The organism is Paraburkholderia sp. BR10937, assembly GCF_040965695.1.
Classification (GTDB): Bacteria; Pseudomonadota; Gammaproteobacteria; order Burkholderiales; family Burkholderiaceae; genus Paraburkholderia.
In genome coordinates this window covers 38,241-59,877 of record NZ_JBFRCL010000047.1, presented here as the reverse complement: position 1 = coordinate 59,877, position 21,637 = coordinate 38,241, and the positions used below count along the sequence as shown (strand labels likewise).

The 21,637-nt window shown below is 64.9% G+C and carries 21 protein-coding genes and 5 pseudogenes; 5 read left to right on the top strand and 21 right to left on the bottom strand.

Features of this window, described 5'->3' with window-relative positions:
• Positions 1–51: 51 nt before the first annotated feature.
• Together AB4Y44_RS30845 and AB4Y44_RS30840 are read right to left on the bottom strand one after the other, a co-directional pair.
• Positions 52–926 (bottom strand): annotated as a pseudogene (locus AB4Y44_RS30845) (integrase); the annotation flags it as partial.
• Positions 927–1,228: 302 nt separating this feature from the next.
• On the bottom strand, positions 1,229–1,396 hold the full coding sequence (locus AB4Y44_RS30840) for a hypothetical protein (RefSeq protein ID WP_218108692.1): 168 nt from the start codon (positions 1,394–1,396) through the stop codon (positions 1,229–1,231).
• A 329-nt stretch (positions 1,397–1,725) separates the two neighbouring features.
• Here AB4Y44_RS30840 and AB4Y44_RS30835 point away from each other — a divergent pair.
• Together AB4Y44_RS30835 and AB4Y44_RS30830 are read left to right on the top strand one after the other, a co-directional pair.
• Positions 1,726–2,174: pseudogene (locus AB4Y44_RS30835) on the top strand (cupin).
• 57 nt (positions 2,175–2,231) lie between these two features.
• Positions 2,232–2,609, top strand: a complete 378-nt coding sequence (locus tag AB4Y44_RS30830) for a DUF3564 family protein (protein ID WP_342922276.1) — start codon at positions 2,232–2,234, stop codon at positions 2,607–2,609.
• A gap of 920 nt (positions 2,610–3,529) precedes the next feature.
• Here AB4Y44_RS30830 and AB4Y44_RS30825 read toward each other — a convergent pair.
• Positions 3,530–4,319, bottom strand: a pseudogene (locus AB4Y44_RS30825) (IS630 family transposase); the annotation flags it as partial.
• 121 nt (positions 4,320–4,440) lie between these two features.
• Positions 4,441–4,692, bottom strand: a complete 252-nt coding sequence (locus tag AB4Y44_RS30820) for a hypothetical protein (protein WP_368618928.1) — start codon at positions 4,690–4,692, stop codon at positions 4,441–4,443.
• Positions 4,693–4,967: 275 nt separating this feature from the next.
• Here AB4Y44_RS30820 and AB4Y44_RS30815 point away from each other — a divergent pair.
• Positions 4,968–5,645, top strand: a pseudogene (locus AB4Y44_RS30815) (serine/threonine protein kinase); the annotation flags it as partial.
• 8 nt (positions 5,646–5,653) lie between these two features.
• Here the strand turns inward: AB4Y44_RS30815 and hypE are convergent.
• The 17 genes and pseudogenes from hypE to AB4Y44_RS30730 all read right to left on the bottom strand — a co-directional run bounded on the left by hypE (position 5,654) and on the right by AB4Y44_RS30730 (position 20,753).
• Positions 5,654–6,730: a hydrogenase expression/formation protein HypE gene (gene hypE, locus AB4Y44_RS30810; RefSeq protein ID WP_368618929.1), complete on the bottom strand. Its 1,077-nt coding sequence runs from the start codon at positions 6,728–6,730 to the stop codon at positions 5,654–5,656.
• Entirely contained in the window at positions 6,727–7,863 is a 1,137-nt protein-coding gene (gene hypD, locus AB4Y44_RS30805) for a hydrogenase formation protein HypD (protein ID WP_069269198.1), read from the bottom strand. Before hypD ends, hypE begins: the two co-directional genes overlap by 4 nt.
• Positions 7,860–8,126: a HypC/HybG/HupF family hydrogenase formation chaperone gene (locus AB4Y44_RS30800; RefSeq protein ID WP_069269199.1), complete on the bottom strand. Its 267-nt coding sequence runs from the start codon at positions 8,124–8,126 to the stop codon at positions 7,860–7,862. Before AB4Y44_RS30800 ends, hypD begins: the two co-directional genes overlap by 4 nt.
• A 3-nt stretch (positions 8,127–8,129) precedes the next feature.
• Positions 8,130–9,299: a carbamoyltransferase HypF gene (locus AB4Y44_RS30795; protein WP_368618930.1), complete on the bottom strand. Its 1,170-nt coding sequence runs from the start codon at positions 9,297–9,299 to the stop codon at positions 8,130–8,132.
• A complete protein-coding gene (gene hypB, locus AB4Y44_RS30790) occupies positions 9,296–10,252 on the bottom strand; it encodes a hydrogenase nickel incorporation protein HypB (RefSeq protein ID WP_069269201.1) in 957 nt (318 codons plus the stop codon). The genes AB4Y44_RS30795 and hypB overlap by 4 nt, the downstream gene beginning before the upstream one ends.
• 31 nt (positions 10,253–10,283) lie before the next feature.
• Positions 10,284–10,631 (bottom strand): hydrogenase maturation nickel metallochaperone HypA, encoded by a 348-nt coding sequence (locus tag AB4Y44_RS30785; RefSeq protein ID WP_069269202.1) that lies wholly within the window; start codon positions 10,629–10,631, stop codon positions 10,284–10,286.
• Complete coding sequence (locus AB4Y44_RS30780; RefSeq protein ID WP_069269203.1) at positions 10,619–11,689, bottom strand: hydrogenase maturation factor HoxV/HupK; 1,071 nt, start codon at positions 11,687–11,689, stop codon at positions 10,619–10,621. The genes AB4Y44_RS30785 and AB4Y44_RS30780 overlap by 13 nt, the downstream gene beginning before the upstream one ends.
• Positions 11,686–12,213: a [NiFe]-hydrogenase assembly chaperone HybE gene (gene hybE / locus AB4Y44_RS30775; protein ID WP_141710942.1), complete on the bottom strand. Its 528-nt coding sequence runs from the start codon at positions 12,211–12,213 to the stop codon at positions 11,686–11,688. The genes AB4Y44_RS30780 and hybE overlap by 4 nt, the downstream gene beginning before the upstream one ends.
• A gap of 14 nt (positions 12,214–12,227) precedes the next feature.
• A complete protein-coding gene (locus AB4Y44_RS30770) occupies positions 12,228–12,461 on the bottom strand; it encodes a rubredoxin (protein ID WP_069269204.1) in 234 nt (77 codons plus the stop codon).
• Positions 12,462–12,463: 2 nt separating this feature from the next.
• Entirely contained in the window at positions 12,464–13,324 is an 861-nt protein-coding gene (locus AB4Y44_RS30765; protein ID WP_342922267.1) for a hydrogenase expression/formation protein, read from the bottom strand.
• A 29-nt stretch (positions 13,325–13,353) separates the two neighbouring features.
• A complete protein-coding gene (locus AB4Y44_RS30760) occupies positions 13,354–14,166 on the bottom strand; it encodes a HypC/HybG/HupF family hydrogenase formation chaperone (RefSeq protein WP_368685330.1) in 813 nt (270 codons plus the stop codon).
• A gap of 8 nt (positions 14,167–14,174) precedes the next feature.
• Complete coding sequence (locus AB4Y44_RS30755) at positions 14,175–14,837, bottom strand: HyaD/HybD family hydrogenase maturation endopeptidase (protein WP_342952718.1); 663 nt, start codon at positions 14,835–14,837, stop codon at positions 14,175–14,177.
• Between the two features lie 7 nt (positions 14,838–14,844).
• The gene (gene cybH / locus AB4Y44_RS30750) at positions 14,845–15,555 is read right to left on the bottom strand and encodes a Ni/Fe-hydrogenase, b-type cytochrome subunit (protein WP_069269207.1); all 711 of its coding nucleotides are present in this window, start codon (positions 15,553–15,555) and stop codon (positions 14,845–14,847) included.
• 56 nt (positions 15,556–15,611) lie between these two features.
• Entirely contained in the window at positions 15,612–17,468 is a 1,857-nt protein-coding gene (locus tag AB4Y44_RS30745) for a nickel-dependent hydrogenase large subunit (RefSeq protein ID WP_368618932.1), read from the bottom strand.
• A 67-nt stretch (positions 17,469–17,535) separates the two neighbouring features.
• A pseudogene (locus AB4Y44_RS30740) lies at positions 17,536–18,231 on the bottom strand (hydrogenase small subunit); the annotation flags it as partial.
• Between the two features lie 150 nt (positions 18,232–18,381).
• The gene (locus AB4Y44_RS30735; RefSeq protein ID WP_368701699.1) at positions 18,382–19,587 is read right to left on the bottom strand and encodes a hypothetical protein; all 1,206 of its coding nucleotides are present in this window, start codon (positions 19,585–19,587) and stop codon (positions 18,382–18,384) included.
• 173 nt (positions 19,588–19,760) lie between these two features.
• Entirely contained in the window at positions 19,761–20,753 is a 993-nt protein-coding gene (locus AB4Y44_RS30730; protein WP_368701698.1) for a DNA-binding protein, read from the bottom strand.
• A 288-nt stretch (positions 20,754–21,041) separates the two neighbouring features.
• Here AB4Y44_RS30730 and AB4Y44_RS30725 point away from each other — a divergent pair, with 288 nt between their 5' ends.
• Positions 21,042–21,236, top strand: coding sequence for a type II toxin-antitoxin system VapB family antitoxin (locus AB4Y44_RS30725; protein ID WP_028215418.1), 195 nt, complete (start codon positions 21,042–21,044; stop codon positions 21,234–21,236).
• A complete protein-coding gene (locus AB4Y44_RS30720; protein ID WP_368701697.1) occupies positions 21,197–21,637 on the top strand; it encodes a PIN domain nuclease in 441 nt (146 codons plus the stop codon). The genes AB4Y44_RS30725 and AB4Y44_RS30720 overlap by 40 nt, the downstream gene beginning before the upstream one ends.

The following is a 21,637-nucleotide window of genomic DNA, read 5'->3' as shown; positions in this document are numbered from 1 at the left end:
CCCGGGGCGCTACCGCAGGCGCGCTTCGCGTGGCGTTGTGCGGCCCGGACGGTGCGGCGTGCCGTTGTAGCTCGCGATCGCGTATTCGACCAGTTCCTCGAGCTCGTCGAGGGAAACATACAAACGCAGGCTACCCTTCGGATCAGCCAGCGCCCGCCGCAGATCGCGCGGATGCGAGCCGGTGTAGCCTAGCAGGCGCGACGACAGGCGGCTTGCGACGGTCCCGAAAAAACGCTCGATGTAGGGTCGCTCGTCCGGGCTGTGGCGCGGCCCCGCATCGACAAGGCACCCAACGAATTCACAAAGTGCCCTGATCGTGTCGTCGGCCAGGTTCGCTTTTGCGTTGTCGAGCTTCATACGTTCCCACACGGCATACGCGAGCTCCGGCATACGCTGCGACGCGAAACCCTCTTGCGCACCGTAGCCGAGTCCGGCGATCGTGAAGTCCTTCACGCGACGAGGCTCAAGCGCGTTTTCGATGGTCTTGATGACATCGTAGCGGCTGTACTCGCTCGCCAGCACGATGTGATAGCCCAGCACGACGCGCGTGTACACGTCGATGATCACCAGCAGCCAGACACGTTCCATTTCGAATTCGTGTTCAAATCACAGCGGATCGCGCACCACGGACTTGGGGCAGATATCGAGCCGGTGGCCGTCGAATTCGACGACCTGACAGGGACGAGTCGCCGGCACCTTCACGTCGTCATCAAAGCGCGGCCCCCCCTTTCAGGTGCGATGCACCGGCGGCGCGCGCGGCTGTACCAAAACTGCGCAGCATTTCCGCCTTCAGCCGGCACGACAGGGAACGGATCGCATGCCCCGCGATGTTGAACGGATAATCCGCTGCAGTCAGGCCCACCGAGCGGCACTGGCGCAGGAACTCGTCATGCATCGCCGGCAGGCACGCGAAGACGCGTGCGCAGGTGTTACGGTCGGGATTCGAAGTTTAGGAGGCGAAGTGACGAATTTAATGCGGACTTATGCGAATTGACGCTTTTATTACGATTCAAAGGTAAATAAAACCGTCACGAGGGGCGCGCTTTGGCTCTTGGTTACAGGGAACGGGTAGTGTCAAATTTATTGCGTCCTACGTCGAGCGTGCCACGTATGTCGACCTGCTCGATAAAGATGCGAAGCAGATCGGTTTCCGCGGCAGGGCGGCTCGTGACCCCATTGATCACCACGACGCCGCCACGTTTGACAGCCCTCAGGCTGTCCGCCCAGGTCACGGCCCCGATGTTGTCACGACTGCATCAGTGCGGCGCGGCAACTGATCGGCGTGGCGGAATATCCGGTTGGCGCCGAGGCGCTCGGCGATCGCGGCACCCTCGTCATTGTGCGACGTGGCCACGAAGCCGGCAGCACAATCCATCTGAATGAGCGCAGTCGACATGCCGCCCGAAGCGGCTTGCACCAGCAAGGACGGCGGACGCTGCGCTCATACTCCGCCGTTGACCGGGGCACTCTCGCGCACTTTTATCAGGTATCACATAAGAGTCAACGTGCCACGAGGGCTGGCTCTCGCAGGAACGGTGTACGTCAGCCAGAAGCCTGGCGTCGATGCGAGCCGGCCGATGGATAGCGTGACGTCGATCCAGGTCTGTCACAAATCCGGAAACAGGGGCAACCATCACCGCGTGCCAAGTCAAATTCTGGATGCTGGAAGACGTCGTGCTTCCCAAACCTAGTGCCCCTTCTTCCATCGCACTCGGGAGACCTGTCATGCAAACCGGACTCACCACTGGTTTTTCTCACGTCAAGCCGCAGGACACGTCACTCACGCGCGGTGGGCTGCGCGATTTCTTTGTCTATCGTGATCTGGAAATCGTCAGGGGCACAAGGTGGTCGCGCAATATTAGGGCAAATCTTGCGCCAAAGTCGGGCGCGGGCTGGCACCCGCATGAAGCAGATTTTCATATCGTCAGCATGCTCTAAGTCGGGGCGAGCTTCGTGTACACCGACAAGGAAACGCTCGTCGAAGCGGGTGATTGCGTGCATCAGGCGCCGTCCGTTTCGAACACGCGCCTGACATGGAGTACATCGAAATCGTGAGCCCTGCCGAATTTAAATCGGTAGACGCGGAAGCGCCGTGCCGGCGCCCAAGTAAGTATAAAGCGGCAGCAAGCGACACCCTGACGCATGCACAAGCTTGCCGCTGCACCTACAGTTGATATGTCCGTCGATTACTGTGGCGGGTCACGAAGCCACGAACACGACCGGAGAAATTCATGCGCATCACGCTCCATCTCAGCACCTTCGACCGCCTTGACCCGAATGCCTATGCGATCCTTTGGCTCGACAACGACACCCACAAGTGGTCGCGCGAAGGTCATGCCGGTCTCCAATTCCCCGACTGGGGAAAGCTGCGGGTCGATGCTCGCGGCACGCTGGTGTGCGACCAGCAGAATGCGCGCCCCCTGTTCATCCTCGACGGTCTCGCCGTGGAAGCCCAAACTGGCCCGTTCGAGGGGGAATCAGGCGAGGCACTCTGGTGCTGCACTGAATGCGAGAGCGGATCGGTCGTTGCAGGGCACTGGCATGTGCAGTGCGTCGACAAGGACACCGTGCTTGCCGAGCACAGCGTGTTTGCTGGGGACGAGGTCTGACCTCGGACGCGCCTTCGCCTCGTTGCATGCGAATCTTCGGTGAATCCCTGAAAGCCCGTGTCAGCGGGCTCGAACTATTCCAGTTCCGGAATGATGCGTCTGGTTAGGGACAAAGGATGCCGACGTCCAAATCGACCAACCGCTGCCGATGACACGAACTGGCTTTTCGAGCATCGTGTTCAACAACGGCCTCACCCCGGCGCAAGCTGGGTATTCGTACTTTTGGTGCAATTTCTGGCGATCTGATCGAAAAACCTTAAATACCACCACCTTGCACTCCTTCGGCTAGTCAGCAAAGCCTTGTAGCGTGGGGCTTTGAGGAACGCAAGCGCCAAAAATTGCACCAAAGATCGTGTCAGAGTGCAAGTCCTGCGGGCACAATTCTTTTACCCTCATCCCTGACCGACGGAGATACGACCACGTTTAAAGCTCCCACACGCCCACTTAGACGACCCCTGCATCGCTTGCAACGGGAGCCACACTCTGGTCAGCGGCCCTACGCTGCCAAACGACTTTTGCAATCGAGATATCGCTATACACCGCCCCCTTGAGCGCTCCGTTTGCGGAATTAAGGGTCGCCTCCGTACGCTTGCCGCCGGCGAGGAATCTGTACGGGGCGTCTTCACCGAGACCTGCGAGCTGTCCTTTGATGCCTGCGAAGCGCGCCGTCTTGCGATTTGACTCGTAGAAGCTCGTCTTCCTATCGATTACTCGCAAGAGGTGTCGAATGGCAAGCGACTTGGGTCGCCGCGTCCCTGCACCGATTTCAGCTGATCGGTACTGACCTTAAACCTCGGAAACTTCATTTCCACTCCCGTACGAAACTCCGCCGCTTCATCAGCCCAAATTTTCGGCAGATCAATGTCGGGATCCAGTGTTCTGTCCCAGAAATAATTTTGCATAGCCGAGCCACTTTCTGGAATTGAATCGGCGGTCTCGGTCCACACGAACGGCCGGCCGTGTTGGTTGTACTGCTCGATATATCGCTCGCTGGTGATGAGTTGCCGCACGTTCTTGAACGACCCTCGACGGATCGCCTGCTGTGTAATCAGGCCAAACCAGCGTTCAACCTGATTCAGCCAGCTTGAGTAAGTCGGCGTGAAGTGTATGTAGTAGCGCGTATGCCTGGCCAGCCACGCCCTGACCTTGGGATGCTTGTGTGTCGCATAGTTGTCGACGATCAGATGCACATCGAGATCGGCAGGCACCGCCTGATCCACATGCCTGAGAAACGCCAGGAATTCCTGATGTCGGTGGCGCGGCTTACATTGCGCAATAACTTCACCCGTTGCCGTATTGAGCGCGGCGAACAACGACAGATATCGGGCCACCGAACTCTTCGAAATCCCTGTCTGCGCAGCAGCGGAGCGCACGCTCCAGTGCGTTGCCCCATCCGGCTTCTCATGCAGCATCCTCGCAAGCAATTCCGCGACTGCTTCATCATCATGCGTGCGAGGCCGGCCTGGACGGGCTTCATCATGCAGACCGGCAAGTCCGTGGGCAACAAAGCGCTTCTTCCAGTGCGTAATTGCAGGCGGTGTTACTTCGCACTGCGTCGCAATTTCTTGACCGGTATGACCGTCAGCGGCCATCAAGATAATCTTTGCCCGGCGCACGAGAGAGTGAGGCAGCGAACGCGAGCGGCTCATTGAGAGCAATTGCTCTCGGCTCCAGCTCCGACACGACAAGCTCGATTCCTTTGCGTCCCATGATCGCCCCCAACTCACCGTGATTCGATCATAGAACAATCTGAATTTACGTAAAGTTATTTCTGGGACAGAACACTAGATCCTTCCAAATACCCGTGCAATATCCCGCGCGAAACTTCGTGTCAGGATTCTGAGGCGGCTATGTGATGGAGCCTGGGATCGACTACGACGAGATCGAGACCTTCGTGGTGCCGAAAAACACCACGTATATCGTCCGCGCCGAAATGGACCACTACGACGAAGACCCGGAGGACGAAGTCGGCGCTTCCTGCATCGTTGCGGTCACCATGCAGCCTCAAAGAAATGATAAGTATTGCCGTAGACGTGAACGACTTGATACCGGGGCCGGCGGCGACGTAGTCGATAGCCCTCATCGAGCCCCTTCAGGTTCCGCCGTTGGAAGGGACGGCTGTGTCGACCAAGGCCGCGCCACATGGGCTAGCCAGCCAATAAATGAAAGTACTGATTCGGCTCCAGCACGGCCGATTTGAGGCGGTTCTAGAGAAGAACGCCTGGCTCTACACGCGTTGCTGACTCCACAGATGTTGCCGTGTAGTGTGCTTGAAGGGCACGTCCGCCGCTGTATGAGCAGACGAATGAGTTGCCTCTCTTGATTGACGGGCACGAGCGCGACGATAAACTACGTCAGATGGACTCCCTACACGGTACCGACGTAAATCGCAGCGCCAGCATACTGCGCGAGGATGGCGAGTTCACGCTCTACCGGGTCCAGCCCACCGGCAGCACCGGCAGTGTGCTGGTGGTACGTCCCGCCGACGAACATCCCCCAACCGCCCTTCTCGAACGCCTCGCTCACGAGTTCGCGCTGAAGGACGTACTCAACAGTCAGTGGGCAGCGCGCCCTTTGAAGCTGGTGCGCGATGACGCACGGATGGTACTAGTGCTCGAGGATCCGCTTGGCGAACTGCTCGAGCGGCAAATCGGCGGACCTGGCGAGGTGGGACATGTGTTGTCCCTCGCTGTGGGCATTGCAGCGGCGCTGGGTAAAGTCCATCAGCACGGCCTCGTGCATAAGGACATCAAACCTGCGCATATTCTGGTGGACTGCGTCGACGGCCACGTGCGGCTCACTGGCTTTGGAAGCGCCTCTCGACGCACGTATGAACGGCAATCGCCGGAACCGCCGGAAACGATCGTCGGTACCCTCGCCTATATGGCGCCTGAGCAGACTGGGCGGATGAGCCGCTCGATCGATTCGCGCAGCGACCTCTACGCATTCGGAGTCACGCTCTATCAGATGCTCACAGGGACCCTGCCGTTCACCGCGGCCGACCCGATGGAGTGGGTACATTGCCATGTTGCACGCAACCCGGATCAGCAGATCCGCGGCAGTTGCTCGCCCGAAAGCCAGTCGGCAATGCGCCGGCCACCGAATTTCGTCTCAATCTGAACGAAGCCATGCGCGTCCTCGACCACTTCGCCGATGCGCGCCGCCGCCACGCCCAACGGATGCGCGCGCATCGCCGCGAGCAGTTGCGGCGCGTCGCCGCTTGCGCAGATCGCGACCAACTTGCCTTCGTTGGCGACATAGAGCGGATCGAGGCCCAGCAGCTCACACGCCGCATCGACTTGCGGCAGCACGGGAATCGCGCGCTCCTGAATGCGCATCCCGACGCGCGACTGGCCGGCGATCTCGTTGAGGGTCGTGGCAAGCCCGCCGCGCGTGGGGTCGCGCAGCACGCGCACGCGAGGCGTGACGGCAAGCATGTCCGCCACGAGCGTGTGCAGCGCGGCGCTGTCCGAGCGGATCTGCGTTTCGAAGCCCAGGTCCTCGCGCTGCGACATGATCGCCACGCCATGTTCGCCGATCGTGCCCGAGAGCAGCACGACATCGCCGGGCCGCGCCTGCGAGCCGTCGATATGAATGCCCGCGGGCACGACGCCGATGCCGTTCGTGGTGATGAACACACCGTCGCCCTTGCCGCGCTCGACGACCTTGGTGTCGCCCGTCACGATCGGCACGCCGCACGCGTGCGACGCCGCGGCCATCGACTCGACGATGCGGCGAAGATCCGCCAGCGGGAAGCTCTCCTCCAGGATGAAGCTCGCGCTGAGATACGAAGGCCGCGCGCCCGCCATCGCGACGTCGTTGACGGTGCCGTGCACGGCGAGGCTGCCGATGTCGCCACCTGGAAAGAACAGTGGCGAGACGACGTGCGCGTCGGTGGCCATCACCATGCGCTCGCCTGGGCCTTGCGCAAGCGGCGCGAACGCGGCCTGGTCGTTGCCCTGGCGCAGCCATTCGTTGTCGAAGGCCGCGACGAACAGCTCGCGGATCAGTTGCGCCGACGCGCGGCCGCCCGCGCCGTGGCCCATGTCGATGCGGCCGTCGCGAAAGTTCAGGGGCCGCACGAAGGCGGGCTTGACCGAAGATGGGTGGGCTGGGCTCATGCTGCGACAACCGGAATATCCTTGAAACGACCATAAGAGTAATGCGCGGCGCACGCGCCTTCGCTCGACACCATGCACGAGCCGATCGGATTCTCGGGCGTGCAGACCGTGCCGAACAGCGTGCAGTCGCGCGGGTGCTTGAGACCGCGAAGGATCGCCCCGCACTCGCACTTGCGATGATCGGCGACGGGCCGGTAGACGAGTTCGTAGCGGCTTTCCGCGTCGTAGCGCGCGTACTTCGGGCGAATGCGCAGCGCGCTCGCCGGGACCTCGCCCAGGCCACGCCACTCGAACGACTCGCGCGTTTCGAACACGTCCTGCATTAGCGCCTGCGCGGCCGCATTGCCCGCGCGCGTGACGGCGCGTGCGAATTCGTTCTCCACCTCGGCGCGGCCGTCGTTGACCTGGCACACGAGCAAGAGGATCGCCTGCAACACGTCGAGCGGCTCGAACCCGGCGATCACGACCGGCTTGCGATACCCCTGCGCGAAGGCCTCGTAAGGCGCGGAGCCGATCACGATGCTCACGTGCGCGGGGCCGACGAAGCCGTCGAGCGGCACCGCGTTCGCGTCGACGGACGGCGCGGCGAGCAGCTGAGTGATGGCGGCGGGCGTGAGCACGTGGCAGCACAGCACGCTGAAGTTCTCCGCGCCGCTGGCCGCCGCCTCGCGCACGACGAGCGCGGTGGGCGGCGTGGTGGTCTCGAAGCCGATTGCGAAAAAGACCAACTCACGCTCGGGATGCTCGCGCGCGATGCGCAGCGCGTCGCGCGGCGAATACACCATGCGAATGTCCGCACCGCGCGCCTTGGCACGCTGGAGCGACAGGCCGTCCGAGGCCGGCACGCGCATCGTGTCGCCATAGGTGCAGAGGATCACGCCGCGTTCGAGCGCGAGGCGAATCGCCAGATCGATGCGCCCGATCGGCAGCACGCAAACCGGGCAGCCGGGACCGTGGATCATCCGCACGTTTTGAGGCAGGAGATCGGCCACGCCGTAGCGGGAAATCGCGTGCGTGTGACCGCCGCAGAACTCCATGAACTGGTAGCGGCGCTCGATCTGCGTCTGCGCCTGGATGCGCCCGGCAATGCGCGCGGCGAGTTCGCCGTCGCGGAATTCGTCGACGTATTTCATTGCGCGGCTCCGGGTTGCGCGATGGGCGCGTCATGCGCCTCGCCAAGCGACTGGGCGACTTCGCCGAACAGCGCGAGCGTGCGCTCGGCCTCTTCCGGGTCGATCACGCCCAGCGCGAAGCCGACATGCACGATCACGTAATCGCCCGGGCGCGCGTCTGGCACGAGCGCGAGCGAGACCGTCTTGCGCACGCCCCCGAGATCGACGACGGCCGTTTCGGCGTCAGACCATTCGATGAGCCGTGCGGGAATAGCTAAACACATGGGCTAACTCCTGATTCTTGGCGCAGTCGCGAGCATCGCGCGTAACTGCGGATCGTATGCGGCAACCCAAGCTTGGCCAAGCGCGAGGCCGGCGTCACCACAGGGTACTGTGCCGGGCATGTGGGTGCGCACCCCGCGCGTCGCGAGAGACGTGCGCAGATGCGCGGCGAGCAGCCGGTTTGCGAAGCAACCGCCGCCAAGGAGCACGGAGCGACCTTGCGCGGCGAGCGTGGCCCAGTGGGCGAGCGCCGCAGCCAGTGCGAGATGAAAGACGGCGGCGCCGCGCGCGGCTTCGCCCGCGTCCGCGAGCGTCAGCAACTCGGCGAGGAGCGGACGGAGGTCAAGCTCGCCGTTGTCCGTGACTTGCCACAGGTCCGCCACATTGGGGGCCTCGTGCGCGTCGAGGTAGCCGCTCGCGAGCCTTTCGAGTGCGATGGCCGCCTCGGCTTCGGCGCGCTGGCGCAGGCACACGCCGAGCAGTCCCGCCGCAGCGTCGAACCACCGTCCCGCGCCGGTGCTCGGCGGGCAATTGCGGCTGCGCGCGAGCATGACGCCGACCGTGCGCGCGGCGCTATCGCCCACGGCGGCCGCGAAGCGCTGGTCGATTTCGTCGCTCCGCCCGAGCGCGTGCAGGGCGGCGGCGGCCATGCGCCAAGGCTCGCGCGCCGCGACGTCGCCGCCGGGCAGCGCGAGCGGCGTGAGACTGCCCAGGCGCCGCCAGCCGGCGGGCGCCACTTCCAGCAGTTCGCCGCCCCAAGCGGCGCCGTCCGTGCCGAGACCCACGCCGTCGAGCGCGAGGCCGACAACGTGCTCGCTCAACCCGTGCTCGGCCGCGACCGCGCCGATGTGCGCGTGATGATGCTGAACGGCGACGGTCGGCACGCCGAGCCGCTCGCCCCATTCGAGCGCGACGCGCGTGCTGTAGAAGTCGGGATGCAGATCGTGCGCGATCGCGCGCACGGGCCGCCCCGCGCGCGCGGCGGCCTCGACGAGCGCGGCCACCGACGTATCGAGCGCCACGCAGTGCGCCGGGTCGTCGAGATTGCCGTGCAGCGGCGACCAGTGCACCTCGCCGCCGATGCACACGCACGCGGCGTTCTTCAGCCACGCGCCGGTGGCGAGCACCGTATGATCGCCGAGGGCATGCGGCAGGTGCTGCACATGCGCCGTCATACGGCGTCTCCGGCGCGCCGCTGCTCAGCGCGCAACGCCGCAAGCTCGCTCTCCAGCACGCCGATGCGCTCGACAATCGGGTCGCGCGCACGCGCGATCCAGTCGAGCCACGCATCGAGGCCTTCGCCGGTCGTGGCCGAGAGCCGGATCACTTCGATCGACGGATTCACGCGGCGCGCATACGCGATGCACTGCTCGACGTCGAACTGCACATAAGGGAGCAGGTCAATCTTGTTGACGATCATGAGGCGCGCGGCTGCGAACATGTCGGGATACTTGAGCGGCTTGTCCTCACCCTCCGTCACCGAGAGGATCGCGACCTTCGCCTCCTCGCCGAGATCCCACACCGCGGGGCAGACGAGATTGCCGACGTTCTCGATGAACAGCACGCTGCGCGGTGCGTGGGACGCGAGGGACGCGTGCTCGTGAGCATGGTCGTGCAGCGACAGCCGCCCGAAGGCCGCCGTGACCATCGCCGCGTCGAGATGGCAGCCCTTGCCCGTGTTCACCTGGATCGCGGGCGCACCGGCCGCGCGAATGCGCTCGGCGTCGTTCGCCGTCTGCTGGTCGCCCTCGATCACGCCGACGGGCAGACCCGGCATCCGCTCGCGCAGCGCGGCGATCGACGCGCACAGCAGCGTCGTTTTCCCCGAGCCCGGGCTCGACACGAGATTCAGCGCACGCACGTCGTGTGCCGCGAATTGCCGCCGGTTGGCGGCGGCATGGCGATTGTTCTCGCCCAGCACATCCTGCTCGAGCTTGATGGTGCGCCCTTGGTCGAGGCCGGGCACCGTCACGCCCGCTGGCCCGAGGCCGTAGTCCAGGTCTTGGCCCGATGCGCCCGGGTGGGCGTGGGAATGAGAGCCGGAGTGGCCGTGCGCCTGCGCGCCCTCGTGCCCCTGAGCGGCGTTTTGCCGATCGCCGGGGCTGTCGCACCCGCATACCACGCACATGTTGCTTCTCCTTGCGCTAATCCGATGATTGTCAGGCATCGTCGACTGTCAGGTCGACGATGCGCAGCTCCGTGCCGCCGTTCGGCTGGAGCCAGTAGCCGCCGCAGTGTGCGCAGGGGTCGCCGCGCACGGCCAGCGGCACGGTCGCGTTGCAGGTCATGCACCACGCGCTGCCCGATGGTTCCTCGACCTCGACGCGCGCGCCGGCAAGGCAAGTGCCAGTGGCGATTGCTTCGAGGGCGAAGCGCAGCGCCTCGACCTCGACGCCCGCGAGTCGCCCGACTTCGAGCCTCAGCACCTTCACGCGGACAAAGCGCTCGCGCTTGGCGGCCGCTTCGACCGATGCCAGCACGCCGCCGGCCAGGCTTACTTCATGCATATCGTCGGTTCCGCCCGGTCGAGCGCATAGGCGATACACGGATCGAACGCGCCCATCCACACGCCTGCGTGCGCGGCGAACGCTCCATCGCCGGGCGCGGGGTCGAGTCGCGACAAGGCTTGCGCGAGCGTGCCCTGGCGGTGAAAATTCCACTCGGTCGGCGCGACCACGCGGTAGTCCTCGATGCGCGCCGTATCGTCCGGCGCGAGTCGCACCCAATGGACCAGCACGCCGCGCGCCATCTCGCACCAGCCGAGCGCCTCACCGGGCGCGCACGTCAGCGCGCCAAAGCGCAGCGCACGCGCGCCGTCGGCCGCCGCTAGCCGCACCACGTCCGCGACGCGCGCGCCAAGCCGCAGCCAGGGCGTATCGTAGTCCAGCGCGCACGGATCGTCGCTACGCGTCCACACGCCGGTCTCCGCGGGCTGACCGCGTTGCAGGGGAGCGTGCGCGAAAGCCGGACTCCCGGCAATCGCTGTGGCCAGTTCGCTCAACCGCGCTTCGTCGATCACGAGTGGCCGCGGCGTGGCACGGGTTGTATCGGCGTATGGACGGCAGTCTGCCAGCAACCGGGCCGGGAACGTCTTGGCCCGCGCGCTCCAGGCGCTAAGGCAGCCACGCGGATCGTCCGCCCAGTGTGCGAGCCATTTGCACCCAGGCATGCCGAGAACATGCCGCTCCACCCAGTCGGGCGAGCCTGCCGCTTCGACATCGGGCAGCCTATGCGGCGCGGCGGCGGCAAGCCTCACGGGCCAGTCGGTCCAGATGCAGCGCAGCTGCACGGCGAGCGTTTCGCGCGTAAGCATCGAGGTATGAGCCGCTTTGACGGCATCCTCCCGCTCGTGCACCGCTGAGCCGCCCGCCGCGCCGACGGCAAGTTCCGCGCAGAGTCGGTGCGCGAGTCCGCACAGCGCGAACAGCGCCGAAAGCCGCGACGCGGCGGTTGCCGCCGGTTGCCCGCGCAGCAGCGTGGCGGCGAGCGGCGGGCGGCCGCCCGCGATGCTGTCCTGCCGGCCGGGGCGCACCCGGTATTGCCCGGCCAGCGTCGCCGCATTCATGCAGCGCTCCCGAACGCGCCCGGCCGCAACAGGAACGCGCGCCGCGACGCGCGCGGCGCAATGCCCGCTGGGTCGCCGTTCCCATCGCCCTTCGCGCCGACTTCCCCGCCGCGCAACTGCGCGAGGACGGCCTGCGCGGTGGCGACGGCGCTCTCCTGGCCGGCGAATTCGAACATTGGCGAAAAGAGCGAACAGCACGCATACGCGCCCACGCCTTGCACGTGCGCGCCGATCCATTCGACGTTGCCTACGCGCAAGCGTGCCTTGCCGCACGGCCGCGGACATGGCACCGAATCCTGCATCGCGCCGGGCGGCCTGAGGAGATTCATGGACCACGGCGTGATCAGCACGCCGAGCCAGGCACCTCGCGCCCCGGCCTCCCCGGGCATCGGCGCGAAGCCGATTGCCTCGACGGGCAAGGCGCGATTCACGACCGGCAGATCGCGCATCGCACCGTTGGCGACCGTCTCGAAGTGCGCGACCAGCGCCGCCACCCGTGGCTCGCCGCGCGGGGTGTCTCGCACGATGGCGCGCGCGGTCAAGCCGCGTCCCCCACCACCATGAACTGGTCCGCCGCGCCGTCGCAAACGGGGCAGCGCCAGTGCGCGGGAAGCGCCGCGAACGGCACGTGGGGCGGAATCTGCCAGACCGGGTCGCCTTGTTCGGGATCGTAGATCCACCAGCAGATCTTGCATTCGAGGCGCGTATGAGCCGCGATGCGGCTGCTATCGCCGAGATAGCTGCCCTCGAATTGCATCATGCGATCGTTCATCGTCACGCTTCGCCTACCCACTCGATCAACTGGGCAAGGCGCTCGCACGAATCGGCGATGTCTTCCGGCGCGGCGCGCACGACCTCCGGCAGATCGGTGATCTCGATCGTGTTCAGGATCAGCGTATCCTGCGAGTTGAAATACGCAACGCGCCAGCAGTTTGCGATCGCCGTGCTGCCCACGCGGCAATTTCCGTAGCCGCGCGCGAGCACCTGCACGGAGCCCTCGCCCAGCATGGCGTCGATCAGTTGTTCATCCCCCGGCGACAACGGCAGGAGCGTCAAATTGACGACATGGGGCGCGTCCCCGGCACGCCAGCGCGCAACATGATCGCGCGCCTCGCTCAGGACCGACGGCGCGTTCATCACGCCCGGTGGCAACGACCCCGGCAACGGCGCCATCGGCTGCGTCCCCTCTGCGGGCCGCGCGAGGAGCGCCGGTGCTGCACCGATTTCGAGGCGGTCGGCCGCGCTCGCGCCACCGGGCTCGACCACGCGCCACAGCCCGGTTAACACCGTCTCCTGGATCAGGACGCTGCACCGCTGCGCATTGTCGATGCGCGCGCTGACCTCGCCCTCGCCCAACACGTCGTTGAGAATGCGCAGCGCCACCGCGTCGCAGGTCGTCAGGTCGATCGCTTCGGGCGGCGTGCCGGGTTCGTATGCCGCCAGCACGCGCAGTACATCGCGCAGCACGCCGCGCGCGGCGTCGAGCGCCCGCGCGTCGGCGCGCTCGGGCAGCGGCGGCGCTACATAGGTGCGCATGCCTTGCGGCATCGGCAGATAGTCGAGCACCGCATCGCCCTCGTCCTGGCTGCCGTGGCCGAATGGCACGACGGGAACGGGAAACGGAGTCATGGACATGGTTGGCAATCCCGATGATTGATCGATGTTCAATCGACGCTTGGTAACGGATAGTGACAATCCGCCGAAGCGCCGGCGGCGTTGACGGGAATGCCAACCGAAGGCACCCGCGTAGTCGGCTGCGCGAGCGCATGGGCGACGTTGGCCACGTAATCGTCCCAGTCCATCATGCCCGCGAGCGTCGTGACATAGCCGCCGTCGCGCAGCCACAGCAATGCGGGCCAGCGCTGAGAGCCGACGCGGCGCACGATCGCGTCCTCGCCTTCGCGCGTCGCCACAGCCACGCGCAATGGGCGGCCAAAGCGGCCCTCCGCGAGGCGCGCGAGTTCGGGCAGCACCACGGCCACGTCGAGGGATTCGGGAAAGCGCACCGGGTCGCCCGCAAGCAGCACGACGCATTCGCCGCTATCCGCCAGCCAGTCGTCGAGTGTGCGTTCGTCCACGAACTCGGCGTGTCCGTCGTCGATCAGCCGCTGCACCACGGGCGCCACCTCATGCGCGGCGCCGCCCGTATTTGTCACGTCGATTCCTTGGTGGACCGGTGAGTGCCGCGCGCCGCCAGTCAGCCGGATCAGGTCGTCCACGCCGAGCGCGGACGGCAATTCAAAATGCGCGCTCGCGCGGGCCATGGCGGCATCGCCCGCCAGCGCCCGCTCGACAAGCGAGAGCGTCGCGTCGATCTCCGCCGCGCGCGTCGCGTCGAGCTTCTCGCGCGCCGCGTCCAGAAAGACCAGCAGCCATTCACCGGCGCTGCACGGGCCAACCAGCGACGTGTCGATGCGGCGGCGCTCGCAGCGCCCGTCGCAGGACGCCTGCAAGCCCTGCACCTCGATTACCCGCATCGGCACGCCTACGCACACGACGGCGGCTCCTCGCGGCGCGTGCGCAGCAGCACGCGCTCGTCGCCGGTGCGGCACGCATCGGCTTCGCTCGGCCGCTCGCCTTCGTAGCGCGCGAGCGCGAGATGCGGCAGCGTGACCGCCTCGTCGGCGCGCAGCGGGGTGCGGCGCGGCGAGGGTTCACCGCACCATGCGGCAAGGCGCTCGACGCCCAGTTCGAGCGCGCGCTCCAGCGACGCCTTCATGGCGGGCCGCAAGCTGCCGCCGTAATCGTCCACTTCGTCGGGCTGGCAGCCGACCAGCAGCACGCGGCGCGGATACCGGCCGGTCAGGCGCGCGAGCATCAGCACCTCCTGGAAGCCGGTCTGGTGCAGGCTCATCTTGCGCACCCCGAGAAACGCCGGAACGTCGTCATCCTCAACGATCTTCAGCGTGCCGGGCGCGAGACCGTAATCGACCGCGTCGAAAATCAACAGGCTGTCGGCGGCCTGGACGTACTGGACCAGATACAGCCCTTGCGTGCCGCCGTCCATGAGGCTCACGTGCGGGGCGAATTCGAAGCGCTGCTGGAGCGCCTCGATGCAGCGCACGCCAAAGCCCTCGTCGGCCCACAGCACGTTGCCGATGCCGAGCACGACGATGGCGGGCGCGCCGCTTTGCGGGGAAGTCAGCATCGCGGCCTCACTTCTTGAACGTGCGGTGGCCCGAGATCATCGAGCCGACCACGCTCTGGCGGCCCATGATGTCCTCGCGAATCGCCGCATAGACATGCAGGATCACGAAGATCATGATCGCCCACATGCCGAGGTGATGCGTGGTGTGCACGCCTTGCGACTGGCCGAACAGCGGACGCACCCAGCCAAACGCAATCTGCTGCCACGAACCCGCCTGCGCGCCTTCGCCGTACAGCGCGAAGCCGGTCACGATCATGAACAGGGAGACCAGTAGGAACACGAAGAACATTGCGAGTCGCGACAACGGATTGTGCCCGCTGAACTGGCACGGCGTGGGCCCGACAAACGCGTAGTAACGCAGCATGGCGAACATGGCGAGCCAGTACTCGCGCGAGAACACCGGCACCCAGAACATCTCGCGCGCATGGTGATTGCCGACAATGGCCCAATAAGCGCGGCCCGCGAGTCCGATGGCGAACAGGTAGGCGGCGGTGAAATGCGCGAAGCGGATATAGCCCATCAGTAAATGCGCGCTTGCCTCGCCGGGCTGCGTGGGAAGCGGCGAGCCGATCAGGTAGCCGGTCACCGCGAGCACCACGATCGATGCCGCGTTGATCCAGTGCCAGACGCGCACCGGCGCTTCGTACACGTAAATCGCCTCGGCGGGCGGAACGGTGTCGCGCGCCTCTTCGCGTCGGGAATACGATTGCATCGTCATCATCCTTTCTTGGCCGCCACTGCGTCGGCGAGCGCAGGCGTCGCAGCGGCCTAGTGTTAGCGCACGGTCACGGCGGTCATTTCAGCGCCGTCCTCGCTCATCACGTGCGTCGAGCACGCCATGCAAGGATCGAACGAATGCAGCGAGCGCAGGATCTCGACAGGCTGCTCGGGGTTCGCAATGGGCGTGTTCATGAGGCTCGCCTCGAATGCGCCGATCTGCCCTTTAGCGTCGCGTGGGCCGCCGTTCCAGGTGCTCGGCACGACGCACTGGTAATTCTCGATGCGGCCATCCTTGATCCTGATCCAGTGGCCGAGCGCGCCGCGCGGCGCGGCGACCGCGCCCACGCCCTTCGCTTCGGCGGGCCACATCGACGGGTCCCACTTGTCGACGTTCGCGGTCGAGGTGTCGCCGTTGCGGATGTTGTCGATGAGGCTTTGCCAGTCGTCCGCCATCATCTCGGCGCAATACTCCGCTTCGAGCGCGCGGGCGAGCGTGCGGCCGATGGTGGTCGGCAACAGTTGTTTCGCGCCGTGCGAGGTTTCGGGCAAGCCGAGCAGCTTCGGCATGCCTTGGTTCACGGCGACGAGCGAGGTTTCGATCTGCTCCTTCGTGCGCCCGCAATGCGCATTGCCCTGCTGCGCGTGCGCGTAGCCCAGGATGTAGCGCGCGAGCGGTCCGACCTCCATTGCGTGCCCGCGCCAGCGCGGCGACTTGACCCACGAGTATTTCGCGCTCTCGTCGATCGACTCGATCGCGGTGCGCGTGCCCTTCGTGTTGGGCCCCAGTTCGTAATGCGGCTCGGTAATCCCGTCCCAGGGATGCAGCCCGCGGTCGTTGTCCGGGTATTGATACCAGGAGTGCGCAACGAACTCCTGCACTTGCTCGGGGTCGCGCGGATCGACCGGCAGGATCGTGTTCCAGTCGCCGTTGAGGATCGCGCCGCCCGGCATCTGGTTGGTGGATGGGTTGTAGTTGACGAGCGGATACGCGCCGTAGTCCATCACGTTGGTCGCGGCGAGGCCGCCGCCATACAGCCAGCCGCGCGCCTTGTAGATCGTGCCGATTGCAAGCAGATCGGGCACGTAGACGTTGCGACAGAACGTGATCGCTTCGTCGATGAGCGACTTGACGAAGTTCAGGCGCTCCATGTTAATCGGTGCACCGGCGGCGAGATCGCCGTCGATATTGATCGCGCACGGCACGCCGCCCACTAGGTAGTTCGGGTGCGGATTCTTGCCGCCGAAGATCGTATGAATCTTGACCCACTCCTTTTGCAGGTCGAGCGCTTCGAGGTAGTGTGTGACGGCCATCAGGTTAGCTTCCGGCGGCAGCACGTAGGCGGGGTTGCCCCAGTAGCCGTTCATGAACGGCCCGAGCTGGCCGCTTTCAACGAACTTGCGCAGGCGCGTCTGCACGTCGCGGAAATAGCCCCGCGACGACATCGGATGCACGGGCGAGACGCGTTGCTGCAACTCGGACGTGGGCTTGGGGTCGGCCTTCAGCGCCGATACCACATCGACCCAGTCGAGCGCGTGCAGGTGGTAGAAGTGCACCACGTGGTCGTGCACCTGCAATGTCTTCGCCATGATTTCGCGGATCAGGTGCGCGTTCGGCGGAATGCGGATGTCGAGCGCGTCCTCGACGGCGCGCACGGAGGCGAGTGCGTGACATCCCGTGCACACGCCGCAAATGCGCTCGACGAATGCCCACGCGTCGCGCGGATCGCGCCCCTTGAGAATGACTTCGAGCCCGCGCCACATGGTGCCGGTGGAGACGGCGTTGCGGATCACGTTGTTCGAATCGACATTGACCTCGACGCGCATGTGGCCTTCGATGCGCGTGACCGGATCGACGACGATGCGCCGCCCGCTGTTGTCGAGCTGAAACCCCTGGGTGGAAATGGCTGTCATGCTTGTTTTTTCCTGTATTGCTTCCTATGCTTGTCGGCGGCGCCCCCGCGCGGGGCGCTAGATGCGGCTATCGGCCGTCGCGGTCTTGCCTCGCGTCGCGCTTCGATTTGGCGCGCTGAATCGCCGAAGCGGCCGCATGCGCCGCGGCAGCGGCGCCCACCACGACGGCCGCGGTGCCACCAATTTTGTCGGCGTTCGCTTCGACGCCGAACTGGTTGATCTGGGTGAGCCGGTCGTAGAAGGAGCCCTTGTCCCAGAAGCCGTCCTCGGAGCAGCCGATGCAGCCGTGGCCCGCCTGAATGGGGAAGCTCGTGCCGCCGTTCCAGCGCACGGTCGAGCAGGCGTTGTAGGTCGTCGGGCCCTTGCAGCCGACCTTGTAGAGGCAGTAGCCGCGCCGTGCCGCATCGTCGTCCCACGACTCGACGAACTGGCCAGCGTCGAAATGGGGACGGCGGTAGCACTTGTCGTGAATGCGCTGGCTGTAGAACAGCTTCGGGCGCCCCTGGCGGTCCAGCTCCGGCATGCGGTCGAACGTGAGCATGTAGGTCATCACGCCCGTCATCACCTCGGCGATCGGCGGGCAGCCGGGCACCTTGATGATCGGCTTGTCGGTGATGACCTTATGGATCGGCACCGCCCGCGTCGGGTTCGGCTTCGCCGCCTGCACGCAGCCCCACGACGCGCACGAGCCCCACGAGATCACGGCCTTCGCGTCCTTCGACACACGGCGCAACTGATCGATGAACGGCTTGCCGCCGATAATCGGGGGCGAACAAGGTAAGCACAATTTTCTATCATAGGCGTCCAAGTTATTATGATTTGGTCAAATCGCCGAAAATTCGCATATATGCTGGGCCAACTGGGCTCAGAGTTCATCCCGGATTTGCGGAAGTGATTCAGCAGGCCAGGGAGGCTAAGACTTGGGTTGCCACAAATACCCCGCTTTTTGCAGCCGGGTAAGCCAGGCTCCCCGCTTGCCATGACTCGACATCAATTGCGCCAGACGACACCGGAATACGGCATCCCGCCTGGCGTTTTCATACGCTTCGGCGAGATCCTGCAACTTCTGGAATGCTTGATCGTAGGCACTGCCCGTTGTGCGTCGCAGTAGTGCATCGATGCTTGACCACGCCGTGTCTTCCTGCTCGAGAAGTGATGTGAGGTACCGTGTGCGCTCCTCACGACGACGGACCGCGGCCGCCTGGCGTGCTTCCTGCTCCTTTTTTTCACGGATGGCACGATGAGAGGCAACCCTTAATTCGATTTCGGATATCCGACGGCGCCTAGGCAAATTCAATTGCTTTGCATTCCTACCCTTCTCCCATTTGAGAAAAGCGTTTCGAAGCGTTCGCTCCGCTTCACGGCTGCGCCCCTGTAGCAGCATGCGCAGTTTCGCCCGCATCTCCTCAACCGGCAACTCACGTAACCAGGGATCAAAGCGACCGTCTTCGCTCCCACTGGATTCTGGGGCCAGTAATGACGGGCTGGCCTCGGCGGCGGCGGCGAGCCAATCCGCATCCAGCATCAGAAACTCGGCCAGTGCTACCTGTGCGGGCGTCAACGCCTGTAATCCCGCAGGCACCGGCGGTTCGATTTCATCATCGTGTAGCTCATCATTCCCGAGGCGGGCAAGCCACCCAAGATAAAGCGGGCGAGCATCGCCGCCGAGCAGCTCGTCGCGTACAGGCAGCAGGCGCGTCATCCACCCCGCACCATCCATCTCCTCCGAGAAGCGGGCGTGTTCGCCCGAGTCATCGTTGAACGACCAGTCGAGGAGGCACCAGTCATCGACGTCCATGGCCTCGAATGCCTTCTCGAAACGGGAGCGCCTCTTTCGTCCAGCCTTGACGTAATCGCGGATGGTCGCCGCGTCAAACGTGCCGTGCGGCAGGCGAAGAAGCAGGCGGCAGCTCCCCCAGTTGGAGGAGTAGACGTGGGCATCGAAATATTGCTGTACCCACTCGAGCGGGTCGCCCTTGAGATTTCCCCAGTGATATTCGTTGACGAAGCTTGAGGCGGTGATCGTGGCCCGCGTGGAGAAACTGCGCAACTCTGCCTGCTGGGTCGCCGTAAGCAGCTGGTCGACGCATGCAAACTCGTAGTATTGGTATTCGCTCATGCCAGATTCCCGTAGCGAAGCGCATGGAAGAGAAGAAGGTGAATGTGCTGGTGCGCAACCCGCCGGAGCCATGAAACTCCGGGCCGACGCGAAAGCCGGAATGCTTCATGGCAAGCGCCGAAAGGCGTGCGCGTTGCCATTCTGACGTCCTTTCGGCACGCGATGCGGCGCTTTCAGCCCGCCGCGTCCGCGCCGCCCAGCCGCATCCGGTAGTCCACCAGGAGCTGCTGCTGTGCTTCGAACTGCGCGGCCAGCTTCGTGAGGTCCGCGCGGAGCGAGTCGCGAGCCTCGCGTACCTGGAGCAGCTCGGCTGCCCGCGCATCGGCTGCCGACTGCGCTGCGTCGCGTTCGGCCTCGGCGCGCGCCCGATCGGTGAGCGCACGATTGAGGGCGGACTGCAGCGCCTCGCCATGTGCCTGCTGATCGCGTGCGAGCCGGGTCGTGGCCGTCGCTTCTGCGACGAGCCGCGCGTTGTCCCGGTTCAGCTGTGTGATCTCGTTCTGCCGGACGATGGCCGTCTGGTTCGCCTGGCGTAGCTCAGCCTGCACCTGCTGGACCTGCTGCTCATGTCGGTGCGCTTCCTGTTCGCGCTGCTCGCGCGCGGCCGTACGGAAGTGCTCAAGGGCATCGCGCGCATGCACGAGCTTGGCCTCAAGCGACAGGCGGAAGCCTTCCTGCTCGGCAAGGCGCTCGGTCTGGTCGCCTACCTGCTGGGTGAGCCGCTCGACGTCCAGGTCGCGCTGATGCAACGCCACGCGAGTCCCGGCGTGCGCCTCCTGCTCCGCGCAAAGGGCGGCGGTCGCGCCAGTGAGTTGCTCCCGCACCGTGGCCAGCTCAGCGCCGAGCCTTGCGATTTCGGACTGCGCCAGCTGCTGTTGCGCGGCCGCAGCGGCGGCCTGCTGGTCGAGGAGGGCTTGTGCTTCCTCGTGCAGGCGGGCTGCGAGCCGGGCTACCAGATCCTGGATCGCGTCCGAGAGCGACCCGGCGCGTGTCAGTGACGCGCCCTCATCTTCCTCCAGTTCCTTCAGGTACCGGTGGATCGTGGTTTTCGAGCCCGTGTTGCCGAGCGCGATACGTATCGCGTCGATCGATGTGGGCTGCCCCTGTGCGAGCAACGCGTCGCGGGCGCGCTTAACGTCCATGCGCGTAAGACCGGTGCGGGCCATCTGCTTCCTCGCTCGAATATCGTACTGTATTACGTACCATGTATATACGTATCACTGCATGCGGTCAAGGGCGGCCGGATGTGGGTGTGGCTGGCCTGCAATAAAGGCGGATTATTCAGTGTGATGGTCCGAATCCGGCTTGTTCCGCCGGACAACCGGTACGAAATATGGAAATTGACGATCTCCGGGGGATTGCTGGTCGAATCGGGATGTCGCAACCCGGAGCGTGGACCACAAGCGTTTGATGTGTATAATTCAATTGTTTTATACACATTTACGAGGCGCGCCATGCGTACCAATATCGAGATCGACGACCGGTTGATGGCCGAAGCGCTTGCCGCAACGGGCATCCGGACCAAACGTGAAGCGGTCGAGCTTGGCCTGAAAACGATCATCCGGCTCAAGCAGCAGGAGCAGATTCGCCAGTTCCGCGGCAAATTACCGTGGGAAGGCGACCTCGATGCCATGAGGCGCGACCAGTGATACTCGTCGATTCAAGCGTGTGGATCGACTACTTCCGGGGGCTGGCTTCACCCCAAGCCAGCCGACTGGATGCCCTGCTGGGCCGGGAGGTGCTGGTCACCGGCGACCTGATCGTCGCCGAGGTGCTACAGGGATTTGCCGCCGAGTCGGCGTTCAATACTGCCCGGCAGCTGATGACGACGCGATTCGATGTCGTCTCGCTGGTGGGGCCGGATAACGCCGTTCAGGCGGCCCGGAATTACCGCATCTTGCGAGCGCAGGGCGTAACGATCCGCAAAACCATCGATACGCTGATCGCGACGTGGTGCATTGAAAACGGTGCGCCGCTGCTCTTCAGCGACCGGGATTTCGATCCGTTCGTCGAGCACCTCGGTCTTCAGTCTGCAATGCGCGACGACTAA

What these genes read in the sequence shown, in the direction of transcription:
- AB4Y44_RS30735 (WP_368701699.1), bottom strand. Translation starts at nt 19,587, where the DNA reads ATGAGCGAATACCAATACTACGAGTTTGCATGCGTCGACCAGCTGCTT.
- AB4Y44_RS30795 (WP_368618930.1), bottom strand. Translation starts at nt 9,299, where the DNA reads ATGACGGCGCATGTGCAGCACCTGCCGCATGCCCTCGGCGATCATACG.
- AB4Y44_RS30785 (WP_069269202.1), bottom strand. Translation starts at nt 10,631, where the DNA reads ATGCATGAAGTAAGCCTGGCCGGCGGCGTGCTGGCATCGGTCGAAGCG.
- AB4Y44_RS30830 (WP_342922276.1), top strand. Translation starts at nt 2,232, where the DNA reads ATGCGCATCACGCTCCATCTCAGCACCTTCGACCGCCTTGACCCGAAT.
- AB4Y44_RS30840 (WP_218108692.1), bottom strand. Translation starts at nt 1,396, where the DNA reads ATGTCGACTGCGCTCATTCAGATGGATTGTGCTGCCGGCTTCGTGGCC.
- AB4Y44_RS30755 (WP_342952718.1), bottom strand. Translation starts at nt 14,837, where the DNA reads ATGCTGACTTCCCCGCAAAGCGGCGCGCCCGCCATCGTCGTGCTCGGC.
- hypB (WP_069269201.1), bottom strand. Translation starts at nt 10,252, where the DNA reads ATGTGCGTGGTATGCGGGTGCGACAGCCCCGGCGATCGGCAAAACGCC.
- AB4Y44_RS30760 (WP_368685330.1), bottom strand. Translation starts at nt 14,166, where the DNA reads ATGCGGGTAATCGAGGTGCAGGGCTTGCAGGCGTCCTGCGACGGGCGC.
- AB4Y44_RS30780 (WP_069269203.1), bottom strand. Translation starts at nt 11,689, where the DNA reads ATGAATGCGGCGACGCTGGCCGGGCAATACCGGGTGCGCCCCGGCCGG.
- AB4Y44_RS30730 (WP_368701698.1), bottom strand. Translation starts at nt 20,753, where the DNA reads ATGGCCCGCACCGGTCTTACGCGCATGGACGTTAAGCGCGCCCGCGAC.
- AB4Y44_RS30770 (WP_069269204.1), bottom strand. Translation starts at nt 12,461, where the DNA reads ATGAACGATCGCATGATGCAATTCGAGGGCAGCTATCTCGGCGATAGC.
- AB4Y44_RS30820 (WP_368618928.1), bottom strand. Translation starts at nt 4,692, where the DNA reads ATGAGGGCTATCGACTACGTCGCCGCCGGCCCCGGTATCAAGTCGTTC.
- hypD (WP_069269198.1), bottom strand. Translation starts at nt 7,863, where the DNA reads ATGAAATACGTCGACGAATTCCGCGACGGCGAACTCGCCGCGCGCATT.
- cybH (WP_069269207.1), bottom strand. Translation starts at nt 15,555, where the DNA reads ATGACGATGCAATCGTATTCCCGACGCGAAGAGGCGCGCGACACCGTT.
- hypE (WP_368618929.1), bottom strand. Translation starts at nt 6,730, where the DNA reads ATGAGCCCAGCCCACCCATCTTCGGTCAAGCCCGCCTTCGTGCGGCCC.
- AB4Y44_RS30725 (WP_028215418.1), top strand. Translation starts at nt 21,042, where the DNA reads ATGCGTACCAATATCGAGATCGACGACCGGTTGATGGCCGAAGCGCTT.
- AB4Y44_RS30765 (WP_342922267.1), bottom strand. Translation starts at nt 13,324, where the DNA reads ATGTCCATGACTCCGTTTCCCGTTCCCGTCGTGCCATTCGGCCACGGC.
- AB4Y44_RS30745 (WP_368618932.1), bottom strand. Translation starts at nt 17,468, where the DNA reads ATGACAGCCATTTCCACCCAGGGGTTTCAGCTCGACAACAGCGGGCGG.
- AB4Y44_RS30800 (WP_069269199.1), bottom strand. Translation starts at nt 8,126, where the DNA reads ATGTGTTTAGCTATTCCCGCACGGCTCATCGAATGGTCTGACGCCGAA.